We start from the raw sequence: 13,492 nt of genomic DNA, 5'->3' as shown, positions 1-13,492 counted from the left end.
AGGTGGTGTGGTGATCCCCACGTCCGAGAAGGTCGAATTCGGGGGCTGTGCTGTGTGCACAATGGACACCGACATGTGATGACATCTGCTGTCGTCACTGGCGGGTCGCCTTCTCGGGCTACGGCGTTCTTGAGGTTCGTTCAGCTTCCTGAGATGGCCCTTTGCCGCAACGAGCCCCCACCTCAGAGAGGAACTCCACCTCCGATGGAGTACACCGAGCTGTCCGCGTACGACGTACCCCCGGGCGAGGTGACCGCGTGGATCCCCACCGCGGCGCCGAGCGCCTGGAGCGACGACGACCGCCGGCTGTCGCACAACCACGAGCTGCACCTCGACACCGCCGAGGCGGGGGCCTGGATCGGCTCGATCATGCGGTTGCCCGGGGCGCTCGACCCCTCGGCGCTGAACCTCGCGGTGCGGGCCTGGATCGGCCGCCACGAGGCGCTGCGCGGAACCGTCGAGGAGACCCCGGCCGGCCGCCGGCGTCGTACGGTCGCCCCTGCGGACGTGTCGGTGAGTGCGACCGACCTGGGCTGGTTCGACGCCGCGGACGTCCGCTCCCGCCTCTCGGACCTCCTCGCCGATCACATCGACCCGAAAGCCTGGCCCTACGTCGTGTTCGCGACGGTGGCCGACGCCGACGGCTTCACCCTCGTCTTCGGTGCCGACCACGGAGTCATGGACGCCTACTCCCAGCTGCTCTGGTTCGAGGAGATCGCCACGCTCTACGACCGGGCTCGGGCCGGCGAGCCGTTCCCCGAGCTGGCCGCGGCCTCGGTCGGCAGCCACCTCGACCACGCCGCGGACGAGCGGGTCACCGGTGAGGCGATGTCGCTGGAGAGCGAGTCGGTGCGGGCCTGGCGCGACTGGTTGACGACGGCTGAGGGCACCCTGCGCTTCGCCGACTTCCCGGTCCCGGGCATCACCGACGTAGCCGCCTCGGCGGCGCCGCTGCCGCAGGCCAGCCTGTCGCAGTGGCTCGGCGACCACCGCCAGGCACGAGTCCTGGGCGAGCTGTGCAAGGGTTCCGGCGCCTCCTTCCAGGCCGGGATGATGGGCGCGATGGCGTACGTCCTGCGGGCCCAGCACGGCGTCGAGCGGATGCGTTTCGTCGCGCCCATGCACACGCGCCACACCGCTGAGTACGCCACCGCCGTCGGCTGGTACGTCGGCCTCGCGCCCGTCACTCTCGACATCACCGGTGCCGAGACGCTGCCCGAGGTCGCCGCCCGCGTCCAGACCGCGCTCGCGGAGTCGAAGCCGCTGGTCCGGCAGCCGTTCGCGCGGGTCGCGGAGCTGCTCGACGTCGACGACGCCCCGCACTTCGTGGTCACCTTCGTCGACACCCGCTTCACGCCCGGCGCCGAGCGTTGGAACGACTGGCATGCGCGTACGCTGCGGGCCCCCGTCCGCGCCGACGACGAGGTCTACCTGTGGCTCGTGCGCGACCGGGACGGTCTCAACGTCTCGACGCGCTACCCGGAGACGGTCGCCGCCGAGCGGGTCGTACGTGGCCTGATCAGCGGGATGAGCGCGCTAGTCGACGAGATCGCGCACCCCGAGGCCGCGGAGCTGGAGGGGACGGCATGAGTGAGCGCGGGCTGACGACGGAGGCGGCGGCATGAGGATCGGAGCGCTCGCCGAGCTGGCGCCGAGGCCCGGCAGGGTGGTCGTGCTGCGCCCGACCCCGGAGTGTCAGGCGGCGGCCGATGTCGCGCCGGTCTCGCCGGGAGCACCCTCGTTCCTGCAGGCCGACCACCTCGACGCCTATCGCGCCAAGGTCGCTGGCGGCGGCGTACACCGGGCCTGGACCGGCACCGCAGGCGAGTTCGACGCCGACTTCTCCGAGCCTGCCTACGCCGCGGCGCTGACCTCGTTCGTGCGCCGTCACGAAGGCCTGCGGACCTGGTTCGACCTCTCCGGGGAAGCGCCCGTGCGGCGGCTCGTGCCGGCCGAGGCGATCGCCTTCGAGGCCGTCGAGGTCGAGGCGCCTGCCGACTGGTCGAACGGCTGGGAGTCCCTGCTGGTCAGTCTGTGGGACGAGCAGTGCCGCCCTGACTCCTGGACACCGTTCCTCCTCGGCGCGATCGTGCACGAGGAGGGCTTCACCTACTTCTGGGGCTGCGACCACGCCTTCACCGACGGAGCCTCGCAGCTGATGGTCCCGGCCGAGCTCGGCACCGCCTATGCCGAAGCGCTGGGGGTCGACGTCGAGCCGTTGCCCGAGGCGGGCAGCTTCGTGACGTACGCAGCCGCCGAGCAGCGGCTGGCTGCCGAGTGCGACGCGGAGACACCGGCGGTGCGCGAGTGGGTCGACATCGTCTCGCGTCACGGCGGGCGGCTGCCGCGGTTCCCGGTCTCCCTGGGACTGTCCGCGGGCGAGACCGCGCCGGTCCGGATTCGTCGCTGGACCGCTCTGGAGGGTGCCGAGGTGGACGCGCTCGAGGAGCTCTGCCATGCCGCCGGCGGCAGGTTCACCAGCGGTGTCTTCGCGCTCCTCGCCCACGCCGAGCAGCGTCTGACCGGCCGCTCGGACTATCTGGGGATCACCGTGCTGGGCACCCGGTCGGCGCAGACAGCGATGTCGCACGGCTGGTTCTGCAACTTCGGCCCGGTGTCGATGGCTCTGGGGGAGACCTTCGCGGAGACCGTGCGCGCCGCGGAGGACGCCTTCGGGACCGCCCGCGAGCTGGCCCGCACCCCGGTCCACGTCGCTCTGGGAGCGATGGTCGCCGACGGGCTCCTCCCGCCGAGCGAGCTGACCAGCCCGCAGATGGTCTCCTATCTCGACGTACGCAAGTTCCCCGGCGCCGGGACCGTCCCGTTCGACACCGGGCTGCACTTCACCGGCGAGGGGCGCACCGCCAACGCGAGCCTGTGGGTCAACCGCTTCGCCGACCGCTTCGAGCTGGCCACGCAGAGTCCCGACACCGAGGCGGGCGGAAGCGCCGTGGCGACCTTCTTCGAGGCGGTCCACGCGGTGCTCGCCGATCTCGGCCTGTCGGTACGTCCCGTCGAGGCCGGGCATGCTGGTCACGACCGCTGACCTGTGGGAGCCGCGGCCGGGTACGCTGTTGCGCTGGGACGTCTCCGCGCCGGCGAGCGGCGTGCCGGCGACGCTCTCGCTCAACCAGCGCAACCACCTCGCCGGGGCCACGGCCGGGGCGCCGACCGTCTGGCTGGCGGCGGCCTTCGACGTCGACGGCCCGATCGACCCGGTTGCGCTCACGAGCACCTGGCGAGCCTTCGTGGCCCGCCACAGCAGCCTCCAGCTCGAGGTCCTCGCCGGGCCTGAGGGTCTGCAGGCCCGCCGGCACCAACCGGCGGCTCTGACCTGGTCGCTCACCTCGGTGGGCCCCACCGGAACCGGCGAGGAGACTCGCGCCGCGCTGCGCGCCGCCCTCGACGAGCGGTGCGCGCCGTTCGGCTATCCCGCCTTCCTACCGGCCGCGATCTCCCGCGGGGACCGCTCCACGATCGTCCTCGGCATGTACCACCTGCACTGCGACGCCCACTCGGTCGCCGTCGCGGTCGAGGAGCTCGCAGACCTCTACGCCGCCTTCGCCGAGGGCGCGGAGCCTGCCCTGCCGGACGTCGGATCGTTCCTCGAGGCGGTCGAGCAGGGCTACGACGGTCCCGCACGGGTCGACCCCGAAGACCCGCTGCTGCGTGGCTGGGCCGAGCACCTCGGCGGTCGTGGCCACCAGCTGCCGACCTTCCCGCTGCCGCTCGGGCTCGAGCCGGGGGAGCGGGCCGCCCAGGCCACCGTCGTGGCTCCGCTCGCCGACGCCGCCGCGATGGACCGCATCGGCGCCCGTGCCCGCAGCAGCGGCGCCTCGACGTACGCCGCCGTCCTGGCCGCCCTCGCCACCGCGGTCGCGGACCTCGGCGGCGGTGAGCGGCTGGACACGCTGGCGCCGGTCTCCACCCGCTCCGCGCCGGCGCTGAACGAGTCAGGGTTGACCCGCTCGATCGGCTGGTACACCACCACCGTCCCGCTCACCGTGCCCGCCTCGCTCACCGCCGCGGGTCTGGCCGAGGCCGGTGAGGCAGTCCGTCGCGGCGTACGCCTCGGGTCGGTGCCGCTCGACCAGGTCATCGGCTCGCTCCCCGAACCGCTGGTTCAGGCCCGCAACGACGTCTTCGTCGTCTCCTGGGTCGACTACCGCCACGTCCCGGGCGGCTCGGCGCACCTCGAGCGCGACGCGCAGCACATCTCCGCCTCGGCTCTGGCCGACGACGTACAGATCTGGTTCTCCCGCACCCACACGGGTCTAGCCGTCCGGATCCGCCATCCTGACACAGAGGTCGCGTCGGCGTCGGTCAGCGAGCTCCTGGAGCGCCTGGAGCACACCCTCGCCGATCTCGGTACATCTGCCGAGTCGGCGCATCCTGACCAAAGAGATCGCCGAGTCGGCGCGTCATGACGAGCCGACTCGACGGAGAACTCGGTCAGGATGAGCCGACTCAGCGGGCGTAGAGCTTCCGGATGACGTCCTCGATGTCGGGTTCGTGGATGGAGAGGTCGGCGACGTCGTACGCAGCGGCGACCTGCGCGACCAGCGGCGCGGCGGAGGCGCCGGCGGGGAAGGCCAACCATTGGCGGGGGCCTTCGACCTTCACGACCCGGGCGCCCTCGATGGCGATGGGGGAGGCCTCGTCGACGAGGTCGACGACGAGGGTGCGGGAGGCGTCGCCGTTCGCTCGCAGCGACGGAAGGGGCCCGTCGAAGACGGCGGTGCCGTGATCGATCACGATCACCCGGTCGCAGAGCGCCTCGATGTCCTGCAGGTCGTGCGTGGTGAGCATCAGGGTCGTCCCACGCTCGTGGTTGAGGGCTCGCAGGAACTCCCGCAGGCGCCCCTTGGAGACCACGTCGAGACCGATCGTCGGCTCGTCGAGATAGAGGATCTCGGGGTCGTGGAGCAGCGCCGCGGCGATGTCGCCGCGCATCCGCTGGCCCAGGCTCAGCTGCCGCACCGGGGTGTCCATCAGGTCGCCGAGGTCGAGCAGCGCGACGTGGTCCTCCAGGTTGCGGCGGAAGGTCTGGTCCGGGATCCGGTAGATCCGTCGCAGCAGCTCGTAGGAGTCGCGCAGCGGCAGGTCCCACCACAGCGACGTACGCTGCCCGAAGACCACCCCGATCCGTCGGGCCAGCTCGCGGCGCTGGCGAGACGGCTCCAGGCCGGCGACGAGCGCAGACCCGCCGGAGGGCCCCAGGATCCCGGTGAGCATCTTGATGGTGGTGGACTTCCCGGCGCCGTTGGGGCCGATGTAGCCGACCATCTCGCCCGCCTCGATGTCGAACGAGAGGTCGTGCACGGCGTGCTTCACCACGGACGTACGTCTGAAGGCACCCGCACGCTTGCGGATCGTGAACTCGCGGGACAGGTCCCGCACCTCGATCAGAGACACATCAGCTCCCGGTCGATCGGTAACGACGGAGCCCCTGACGCCACACGAGGGTGGTGACGACGACCAGCATCAGCGCGGCCAGGGGCGAGGCGAAGCGGAACCAGTCCGGAGAGCCGAATGGGTCGGTGCGGCCGAGCAGGAACAGGCACGGGTACCAGTTCACGAACGCCAGCGGCAGCAGGTAGGTCAGCGACCGGACGACCTCACGCGGGAAGATCGTCATCGGATACTGCATGATCGTGTTGCCACCGTAGGTGAAGGCGTTGGCGAACTCGGAGGCGTCCGTGGTCCAGAACTGGATCGTCGAGAAGATCACGAACACGCAGAAGTAGATGACCACGCCCGAGACGAGTGCCACCACGAGCACCAGTAGGCGCTGCGGGGTCCACTCCACGATCGGTGCCGCCCACGCGAACACCGCGAGACCCTGCGCGATCTGGCCGAGCCGGCGCAGCTCGAACCGGTCGGCGCACAGCTGCACCAGCACGGGGACCGGCTTGGTCATCATCGCGTCGAGATCCCCGCTGCGCACCTTCTGGCCGATCTTCTCCACGCTCCCGACCAGCATGTCGGCGACCCGGAACGCGATCGAGGTGAGCCCGTAGAGCAGCGCGATCTCGCGCAGCGTGAAGCCGCCGTAGGTGTCGACGTGGGTGAACATCAGCCAGATCGCCACGAAGTCGAGGAACGTGATGAGCACGCCGCCGACCAGCATCGTCCAGAACGAGACCGGATAGGCCATCGCTGCCCGGATCCACAGCAGCGCGATGAGCCAGTAGGAGCGAACCGCATGAGCGACGTACGCCGCAGGCGTGTCGGTATCAACCACCCTGGACCACCACCTTGCGCGTCGCCGCGCGCAGCACGAGAGCGCACGTCGCCAGGAGCACGACCGCCCACAGCACCTGCAGCCCGATCGCGGCGATCATGTCGAGCCCGGTGTGGCGGCCCAGCCAGATGTCGGCCGGGGTCTGGATGTAGGAGGCGAACGGCAGCGCGAGCGCGACCTGGCGCAGGCCGTCGGGGAAGAGGTTGAGCGGCAGGGTCAGTCCGCTGAAGAAGGTGGCCAGCACGCTCAGCAGCACCCGCGGCCCGGTGGCGTCCAGGAGCCAGAAGGCGCTGGCGGCGAAGAGGAACCGGACGGCGAAGCTGACCACCACGGCGAGGACGACGCTGACCAGGAATCCTGCCGCGCCGGCGGGGGAGGGAGTGACGAGCCCGAAGAGCAGCGCGCCGACGATCGCCGGGGCCACGCCTCGGGTCGTGAAGTGGTAGAGCCCGCGGCCGAGGTCGGCGGCGAGATACCAGCCGAGGACGCTGACGGGGCGGTAGAGGTCGACGGCGATGTCGCCGGTGCGGATCCGCTCGGCGAGGTCGTCGGTCGAGCCGCCGCTCCACAGCGCGACGGTCATCAGCAAGGCCTGCCCGATCCAGACGAAGGTGACCGCCTGGTCGGCCTCGTAGCCGCCCGCCGAGGGGTTCTGCTCCCACAGCGCCAGATAGGCGAAGCTGAGGATGATCCCGAAGACGGAGTTGGTGAAGATCCCGGCGAGCGTGGCTGCGGTGTAGGTGGAGTAGCGGCGGAAGGACCGGGTCGCGATCGCTGCGTACAGGCTGATCTGTGGATGCAGTGGCCCGGACACCTGACGTACGTTGGCACACGGGGTCCCGCGTACGCCAAGGGGTTTCCTGGAATAACGTTGATCGAGCAACTGTTTGCCGAGTAGTTCGGATTTCAACTACCGTGGACCGGGACAGTCTCGGGCCACGAAAGGGGCAGGGGAACATGGGTATGCAGTTCGGCATCTTCACCGTCGGCGACGTGACGACGGACCCGACGACCGGCAGGACCCCGACGGAGCACGAGCGGATCAAGGCGACCGTCGAGATCGCCAAGCACGCCGAGGAGGTGGGCCTGGACGTCTTCGCGACCGGTGAGCACCACAACCCGCCGTTCATCGCCTCCAACCCGACCGCCACGCTGGCCTACATCGGCGCGCAGACCGAGAACATCATCCTGAGCACCGCGACCACGCTGATCACCACCACCGACCCGGTCCTGATCGCGGAGGACTACGCCAAGATCCAACACCTCACCGACGGCCGCGTCGACCTGATGATGGGCCGCGGCAACACCGGCCCGGTCTACCCCTGGTTCGGCAAGGACATCCGCCAAGGCATCAACCTGGCGATCGAGAACTATGCCCTGCTGCGCCGGCTGTGGAGCGAGGACGTCGTCGACTGGTCCGGCCGGTTCCGTACGCCGCTGCAGGGCTACACCTCGACGCCGCGGCCTCTGGACGGCGTGGCGCCGTTCGTGTGGCACGGTTCGATCCGCTCGCCGGAGATCGCCGAGCAGGCTGCGTACTACGGCGACGGCTTCTTCCACAACCACATCTTCTGGCCGGCCTCGCACACCAAGCAGATGGTGCAGCTCTACCGCCAGCGCTTCGAGCACTACGGCCACGGCACCGCCGACCAGGCGATCGTGGGTCTGGGCGGGCAGTTCTTCATGCGGCCCAACTCCCAGGACGCGGTCGACGAGTTCCGGCCCTACTTCGACAACGCGCCCGTCTACGGTCACGGCCCCTCGCTGGAGGACTTCTCCGAGGCCACGCCGCTGACCGTCGGTTCGCCGCAGCAGGTCATCGAGCGGACGCTCTCGTTCCGGGAGTACGTCGGTGACTACCAGCGTCAGCTCTTCCTGCTCGACCACGCCGGGCTGCCGCTGAAGACGGTGCTGGAGCAGCTCGACCTCTACGGCGAGATCCTGCCGACGCTGCGCGCGGAGTTCGAGAAGCTGCGTAAGCCCGGTGTCCCGGACGCCCCGACCCACGCCTCCCTGGTGGCGAAGGCCGGCGGCGCGAAGGACTCGACCGTCTATGCCGAGGGCGACTCCGCCACCGGCTCGTCCGACCGCGACCTCTCCGACCCTGAGGTCGACAAGGTGCTCGAGGGGGAGCTGTGACCAAGATCGTAGTGGTCTCCGCGGGGCTCTCGGTCCCGTCCTCGACCAAGCTGCTCGCCGACATGCTCGGCGAGGCGACGACCCGGGCCGTGCAGGCCCGGGGCGCCGAGGTCGAGGTCGAGCACGTCGAGCTGCGAGGCCTGGCGCACGAGCTGACCGACAACCTGCTCACCGGGTTCGCCAAGCCGGCGCTCCAGGCGGCCATCGACCAGGTGCGCCGTGCCGACGGCGTCATCGCGGTGACCCCGGTCTTCTCCGCGTCGTACTCGGGCCTGTTCAAGACGTTCTTCGACGTGCTCGAGCAGGGCGTCCTCGACGCCAAGCCGGTCCTGGTCGCCGCGACGGCCGGCACCGTCCGGCACTCGCTGGTGCTCGAGCACGCGCTGCGGCCGCTCTTCGCCTACCTGCACGCAGTGGTGGTGCCGACCGGCGTGTTCGCAGCGACGGAGGACTTCGCCGGAGGCCCGGAGCTCGCGAAGCGGGTCGACCGCGGTGCCGCCGAGCTGGCTGCTCTGCTCGCCGTGTCCGACGGCGCGCCCGCTCCGGCGCCCCATCGGACGCTGGTGGAGGACGAGTTCGCCAGTCCGACCTCCTTCGAGACGCTGCTCAAGCGCGCCTCCGAGGGGCCGCAGCAGTTCTGACCCGGGGTTCTTTCGGGGGCGTCGGTGCGAACACGGGCGCGAGATCCCGGGGGTTTGCGGTGGCGTGCGACAGAATGCGTGTCGACCGCTACCCCGAACCGCGAGCGGAGCCGTTGTGCACAGCTATGAGCCGAGCGTCGTCGTTGCCGACGAGTCGCCTCTCCTTCGTGCTGGACTCACGGCCCTGCTTGCGCGCGGTGGCTACCAGGTGGTCGCCGACGCCGAGGACGCAGAGGGGCTCATCCAGGCCGCCACCGACACGCTGCCGACGCTGGTGGTGACCGACGCGCGGCTGGGCGAGGGACTGGCCGACGAGGGCATCCGCGCCGCGCTCCGGCTGCACGAGAAGGTGCCGGAGATGGGCATCGTCGTGCTCGCCGACTCGGTCGACACGGCCTACGCCGCCTCGGTCTTCGCCAGCGCCGGCACCGGCGGTCTCGGCTACCTGCGCAAGTCGCGCGTACGCACCGTCCCGCACTTCTTCGACGTCGTCGGCCGGGTGGCGTCGGGTGAGGTCGTCGTCGACCCCGAGGTCATCTCGCGGATGGTCGAGGCGTCGCCGGACGCCGATGCCGAGGCGATGGGGAGGCTGACGATGCGGCAGAGCGAGGTGTTGGGCCTGATCCACGCCGGGTTCCCCGAGCGGGCGATCATCGGCAGGCTGTTCAGCGGACGACGGCAGTTCGAGCAGTGTCTGAGCGAGATGTTCCTCGCCTTCGGGCTGTCTCTCGACGTCGAGCATCGACGTACACCGACGCCGCTGACCCATCTCTCCTGAGACGTGCTGAGTCGCGTGGGGCCCGGGTCGCCCCGGGCCCCACGCGCGTCTCAGTGCTGGTAGGTGCCCACCAGGACGGCGCGGGCCAGCGCCTTGAAGGCCAGGTTGAAGGAGACGACAGCGGGAGTGACCTCGTCGTTCACGCCCAGCGTCTCCTCGCCGACGGCGTGGACCACGAAGTAGTAGCGGTGGACCTGGTCGCCGGCAGGAGGTGCGGCGCCGCCGAACTCCTTGGTGCCGAAGTCGGAGGCGACGTGGAACGCCTTGCCCGGAAGCTCGGCGCTGCCGGCACCGGCGCCGGCGGGGATCTCGGTCACGTCGGCGGGGACGTCGACCAGCGCCCAGTGCCAGAACCCGCTGGGGGTGGGCGCGTCGGGGTCGAAACAGGTGATGACGTACGACTTCGTCCCCTCCGGCGCTCCGCTCCAGCTGAGCTGCGGGGAGGTGTTGCCACCGTCGTGGACCTGGTCCTGCTTCAGCGGCTGTCCATCCGTCACGTCCTCGCTGGTCAGCGTGAAGGAGGGGAGGGCGGGCATGAGCGAGTAGGGATCCGGCTTCACCGGGCGATCGAGTGCCATGCCCACCAACGTAGTCCGCGAATCGACCCGTTGTCAGGCCGCACCCCGGTGTTGGGCGAGGATGTACCCATGAGTTCTGAGCATGCCGTTCCCTATCCCGCCGGTCTCATCCTGGAGGGGCGGAGGGTGGTCGTCGTCGGTGGTGGCAGGGTCGCGCAGCGGCGTGTGCCGGCGCTGATCGCCGCCGGGGCGCGGGTCGAGGTCGTCTCGCCGTCGCTGACGCCCGCGCTGGAGGGTCTGCTCGGGTCGGGGGAGATCACCTGGCACCAGGCCCGCTTCTCGGCCGACGTGCTCGACGGCGCCTGGTACGTCATCGCCGCGGCCCAGCATGCCGACGTCAACGAAGCGGTCTCGGCCGCGGCCGAGGAGCGTCGGATCTTCTGCGTACGCTCCGACGACGGCACGCAGGCCACCGCCTGGACACCGGCGACCGGCCACGACGGCGACCTGACCGTCGCTGTGCTCGCCAACCGTGACCCGCGGCGCTCCGCGGGCGTTCGCGACCGGATCCTCGACGGGCTGCGCTCCGGTGAGCTGATGGCGCCGCACGAGCGCCAGCGCGTCCCCGGAGTGACCCTGGTCGGCGGCGGTCCGGGACACCCCGGCCTGATCTCCGTCGCCGGGCGCAAGGCCCTGATGGAGGCCGACATCGTCGTCGCCGACCGGCTGGCGCCGCGAGAGCTGCTCTCCGAGCTGCCCGCCGACGTCGAACTCGTCGACGTCGCCAAGCTTCCGCGTGGCCGCTCGGCGCAGCAGGAGGAGATCAACCGGATCATCGTCGAGGCGGCCAAGGCGGGGAAGGCGGTCGCGCGCTTCAAGGGCGGAGACAACTTCATCTTCGGGCGCGGCTTCGAGGAGGTGCTGGCCTGCCGTGAGGCCGGCGTCCCGGTGCACGTCATCCCCGGCCTGACCTCGCCGGTGACGGTGCCCGGCGTCGCCGGGATCCCCGTGACCCACCGCGGCGTCGCGCACGAGTTCACCGTCATCTCCGGCCACGTCCCGCCCGACGACCCCACCTCGCTGACCAACTGGCCCGCCGTCGCCGGCCTGGGCGGCACCCTCGTCCTCCTCATGGCCGTCCAGAACGCGCCCGCGATCGCCGCCGCCCTGCTCGACGGCGGCCGCTCCCGGTCGACCCCGGTCGCGGTCATCTGCGACGGCACGATGCCCACGGAGCGTACGGTCCTGGCGACCCTCGAGACTCTCGAGAAGGTACTCGTCGACGAGAACGTCCAGCCCCCCGCGATCATCGTCATCGGCGAGGTCGTCCGCGTCGCCCACCCGGACGCGTTCTAGTACTCGGGTCGGCGCGCGTCGACTCGTTGCCATGAGTAGGCGCCTACGGTCGACGCATGGATGTGGCGCGTTGTCGGAGCGGTGAACTGCCTCTCGTTGATCGCACTTGTGCGATGATCGCATGGATGCGATCATGAGAATGTATATCGAGCTCCACGACGAGGTCGTGAGTTGGCTGGATTCTCTTAGCGATGAGGAGTGGGGCCGGGTCGTGGTGATCGTGGATCGGCTGGCGGACATGGGTCCTCGTGCCCGGATGCCGCTCTCGCGGAGTTTGGGCGAGGGTCTCTTCGAGCTCCGCTTCACTCTGGGGCCGACTGCCCGGAGAATCACCTACAGATTCACCAACGACGCGCGGATCATTCTTCTGACGACCTTTCACAAGCAACGAGACAACGAGCGCTGAGGTCGCCAGGGCCCGGAAGGCCGCGGCCGAATGTGCTCGGCGTTATCCCTAGGAGAGCAACGATGGCGAACTACTCCCGCTGGTCCGAGGTTCGGGCCGAGCGTCCGGCCCCGTCCGACGAGACCCGGGCGAGCGTCGAGCAGGATCTTGCTCTCGGACAGCTGATCTACGACCTGCGTACGGGAGCGGGGCTGAGCCAGCGCGAGCTGGCATCGAGGATGGGCACGACGCAGTCGGTCATCTCCCGTCTCGAGGAAGGCGGCGGAGCTCGCAACCGGATCGACACCCTGGCCCGGGTTGCGACCGCACTCGGTCGACACCTGGTCCTTTCCTTCCCCGAGGAAGTGCCCGGGGACATGAAGGACTCGGTGCAGGTCGCCTGACCCATGGTTGAGCTGATCGAGATCTCCGACCCCGCCGATCCACGGCTCGCCGACTACCGCGACCTGCGCGACGTCGAGCTGCGCAAGTCGATGGAGTCGTCCGAGGGACTCTTCCTGGCCGAGGGGGAGAAGGTCGTACGTCGCGCGGTGGCCGGTGGCTTCGAGCCGCGGTCGTTCCTGATGGCGCCGAAGTGGCTCGACGGGCTCTCCGACGTGCTCGCCACGACCGATGCGCCGTGCTACGTGATGAGCGAGAAGGCTGCTGAGGAGGTGACTGGGTTCCATGTGCACCGAGGTGCGCTTGCATCGCTGAAGCGGCGACCGCTGCCGTCGGTCGACTCCGTGCTGGCGGGCGCCCGCTCGGTCCTGGTGCTCGAGGACATCGTCGACCACACCAACGTCGGCGCGATCTTCCGGTCGGGCGCGGCGCTCGGGTTCGACGCGCTGCTGCTGGCACCCCGCTGCGCCGACCCGCTCTACCGGCGCTCGATCAAGGTCGCGATGGGCGCGGTCTTCGCGCTGCCGTGGACCCGCCTGCCGGACTGGTACGAAGCACTCCCGACCCTCTCCGCCGCCGGCTTCACCACCGTCGCCCTCACCCTGGCCGACGACGCCGTCGACATCGAGAAGGCCGTCGAAGGCGTCGACAAGGTCGCCCTCGTCCTGGGTTCCGAGGGCCACGGCATCTCCCCGCGCTGGCAGCAGGCCTCAGACCGCCGAGCCATCATCCCGATGTCTGCCGGCATCGACTCCCTCAACGTAGCCGCCGCCACCGCCGTCGCCTGCTACGTCACCGCCCGCCGCTAACCGGCCGAGGCGTCCCGTACGTCGGCCGAGGCGTCACGTGCGTCGGCCGAGGCGTCACGTGCGTCGGGTGAAGGGCCTGGTGTGCTGGCCGAGTTGGCGAGGTGGTGCCAGCTCGGCCGACCGGAGTGTGCCTGAGATCGAGGACACGTGGCGCTGCTTGGTCGGGCCTTGCTGGGTCAGGTGTGGTTGCTGACGCGACGGAGCGCTGCGCGTGGGTCCT

14 protein-coding genes are annotated in these 13,492 nt (G+C 70.3%); 10 read left to right on the top strand and 4 right to left on the bottom strand.

The features are described from left to right. The first annotated feature begins 204 nt into the window (after nt 1-204). The 3 genes from H5T77_RS12265 to H5T77_RS12255 are packed head-to-tail and all read left to right on the top strand — an operon-like array spanning nt 205 to nt 4,427. Entirely contained in the window at nt 205-1,590 is a 1,386-nt protein-coding gene (locus H5T77_RS12265) for a condensation domain-containing protein (protein ID WP_292649620.1), read from the top strand. Nucleotides 1,591-1,621: 31 nt separating this feature from the next. Next, nucleotides 1,622-3,046, top strand: coding sequence for a condensation domain-containing protein (locus tag H5T77_RS12260; protein ID WP_292649618.1), 1,425 nt, complete (start codon nt 1,622-1,624; stop codon nt 3,044-3,046). Further along, nucleotides 3,027-4,427: a condensation domain-containing protein gene (locus tag H5T77_RS12255; RefSeq protein WP_292649617.1), complete on the top strand. Its 1,401-nt coding sequence runs from the start codon at nt 3,027-3,029 to the stop codon at nt 4,425-4,427. The genes H5T77_RS12260 and H5T77_RS12255 overlap by 20 nt, the downstream gene beginning before the upstream one ends. A gap of 40 nt (nt 4,428-4,467) precedes the next feature. Here the strand turns inward: H5T77_RS12255 and H5T77_RS12250 are convergent, their stop codons facing one another. Genes H5T77_RS12250 through H5T77_RS12240 form a run of 3 tightly spaced genes read right to left on the bottom strand, consistent with a single transcriptional unit; the run spans nt 4,468 to nt 7,058 of the window. Then, complete coding sequence (locus H5T77_RS12250) at nt 4,468-5,415, bottom strand: ABC transporter ATP-binding protein (RefSeq protein WP_292649615.1); 948 nt, start codon at nt 5,413-5,415, stop codon at nt 4,468-4,470. A 1-nt stretch (nt 5,416) separates the two neighbouring features. Further along, the gene (locus tag H5T77_RS12245) at nt 5,417-6,244 is read right to left on the bottom strand and encodes an ABC transporter permease (protein ID WP_292649613.1); all 828 of its coding nucleotides are present in this window, start codon (nt 6,242-6,244) and stop codon (nt 5,417-5,419) included. Then, nucleotides 6,237-7,058: an ABC transporter permease gene (locus H5T77_RS12240; protein WP_292649611.1), complete on the bottom strand. Its 822-nt coding sequence runs from the start codon at nt 7,056-7,058 to the stop codon at nt 6,237-6,239. The genes H5T77_RS12245 and H5T77_RS12240 overlap by 8 nt, the downstream gene beginning before the upstream one ends. Before the next feature lie 149 nt (nt 7,059-7,207). On the opposite strand from H5T77_RS12240, the gene H5T77_RS12235 reads away from it, so the two are divergent. The 3 genes from H5T77_RS12235 to H5T77_RS12225 all read left to right on the top strand — a co-directional run bounded on the left by H5T77_RS12235 (nt 7,208) and on the right by H5T77_RS12225 (nt 9,802). Then, nucleotides 7,208-8,383 carry an LLM class flavin-dependent oxidoreductase gene (locus tag H5T77_RS12235; RefSeq protein ID WP_292649702.1) on the top strand — a complete coding sequence of 392 codons (1,176 nt, stop codon included), beginning with the start codon at nt 7,208-7,210 and terminating at the stop codon, nt 8,381-8,383. Continuing rightward, nucleotides 8,380-9,024 (top strand): FMN reductase, encoded by a 645-nt coding sequence (locus tag H5T77_RS12230; RefSeq protein WP_292649608.1) that lies wholly within the window; start codon nt 8,380-8,382, stop codon nt 9,022-9,024. Before H5T77_RS12235 ends, H5T77_RS12230 begins: the two co-directional genes overlap by 4 nt. 115 nt (nt 9,025-9,139) lie before the next feature. Next, nucleotides 9,140-9,802 carry a response regulator gene (locus tag H5T77_RS12225; protein ID WP_292649605.1) on the top strand — a complete coding sequence of 221 codons (663 nt, stop codon included), beginning with the start codon at nt 9,140-9,142 and terminating at the stop codon, nt 9,800-9,802. Between the two features lie 50 nt (nt 9,803-9,852). Here the strand turns inward: H5T77_RS12225 and H5T77_RS12220 are convergent, their stop codons facing one another. Beyond that, on the bottom strand, nt 9,853-10,380 hold the full coding sequence (locus H5T77_RS12220; RefSeq protein WP_292649602.1) for a YbhB/YbcL family Raf kinase inhibitor-like protein: 528 nt from the start codon (nt 10,378-10,380) through the stop codon (nt 9,853-9,855). A gap of 69 nt (nt 10,381-10,449) precedes the next feature. On the opposite strand from H5T77_RS12220, the gene cobA reads away from it, so the two are divergent. From cobA to H5T77_RS12200, 4 genes are all read left to right on the top strand, one after another. Next, entirely contained in the window at nt 10,450-11,676 is a 1,227-nt protein-coding gene (gene cobA, locus H5T77_RS12215; protein WP_292649600.1) for a uroporphyrinogen-III C-methyltransferase, read from the top strand. A 121-nt stretch (nt 11,677-11,797) separates the two neighbouring features. Next, nucleotides 11,798-12,082, top strand: coding sequence for a type II toxin-antitoxin system RelE/ParE family toxin (locus H5T77_RS12210; RefSeq protein ID WP_292649598.1), 285 nt, complete (start codon nt 11,798-11,800; stop codon nt 12,080-12,082). Nucleotides 12,083-12,144: 62 nt separating this feature from the next. Then, nucleotides 12,145-12,465: a helix-turn-helix domain-containing protein gene (locus tag H5T77_RS12205; RefSeq protein ID WP_292649595.1), complete on the top strand. Its 321-nt coding sequence runs from the start codon at nt 12,145-12,147 to the stop codon at nt 12,463-12,465. Between the two features lie 3 nt (nt 12,466-12,468). Next, nucleotides 12,469-13,272, top strand: coding sequence for a TrmH family RNA methyltransferase (locus H5T77_RS12200; RefSeq protein ID WP_292649593.1), 804 nt, complete (start codon nt 12,469-12,471; stop codon nt 13,270-13,272). Nucleotides 13,273-13,492 lie beyond the last annotated feature (220 nt).

This window comes from Nocardioides sp., assembly GCF_014360585.1.
Lineage (GTDB): Bacteria > Actinomycetota > Actinomycetes > Propionibacteriales > Nocardioidaceae > Nocardioides.
The sequence above is the reverse complement of the archived record's forward strand: the minus strand, read 5'-3'. Positions and strand labels throughout refer to the sequence as shown.

What these genes read in the sequence shown, in the direction of transcription:
- H5T77_RS12265 (WP_292649620.1), top strand. Translation starts at nt 205, where the DNA reads ATGGAGTACACCGAGCTGTCCGCGTACGACGTACCCCCGGGCGAGGTG.
- H5T77_RS12235 (WP_292649702.1), top strand. Translation starts at nt 7,208, where the DNA reads ATGCAGTTCGGCATCTTCACCGTCGGCGACGTGACGACGGACCCGACG.
- H5T77_RS12260 (WP_292649618.1), top strand. Translation starts at nt 1,622, where the DNA reads ATGAGGATCGGAGCGCTCGCCGAGCTGGCGCCGAGGCCCGGCAGGGTG.
- H5T77_RS12200 (WP_292649593.1), top strand. Translation starts at nt 12,469, where the DNA reads ATGGTTGAGCTGATCGAGATCTCCGACCCCGCCGATCCACGGCTCGCC.
- H5T77_RS12210 (WP_292649598.1), top strand. Translation starts at nt 11,798, where the DNA reads ATGGATGCGATCATGAGAATGTATATCGAGCTCCACGACGAGGTCGTG.
- cobA (WP_292649600.1), top strand. Translation starts at nt 10,450, where the DNA reads ATGAGTTCTGAGCATGCCGTTCCCTATCCCGCCGGTCTCATCCTGGAG.
- H5T77_RS12220 (WP_292649602.1), bottom strand. Translation starts at nt 10,380, where the DNA reads ATGGCACTCGATCGCCCGGTGAAGCCGGATCCCTACTCGCTCATGCCC.
- H5T77_RS12205 (WP_292649595.1), top strand. Translation starts at nt 12,145, where the DNA reads ATGGCGAACTACTCCCGCTGGTCCGAGGTTCGGGCCGAGCGTCCGGCC.
- H5T77_RS12255 (WP_292649617.1), top strand. Translation starts at nt 3,027, where the DNA reads ATGCTGGTCACGACCGCTGACCTGTGGGAGCCGCGGCCGGGTACGCTG.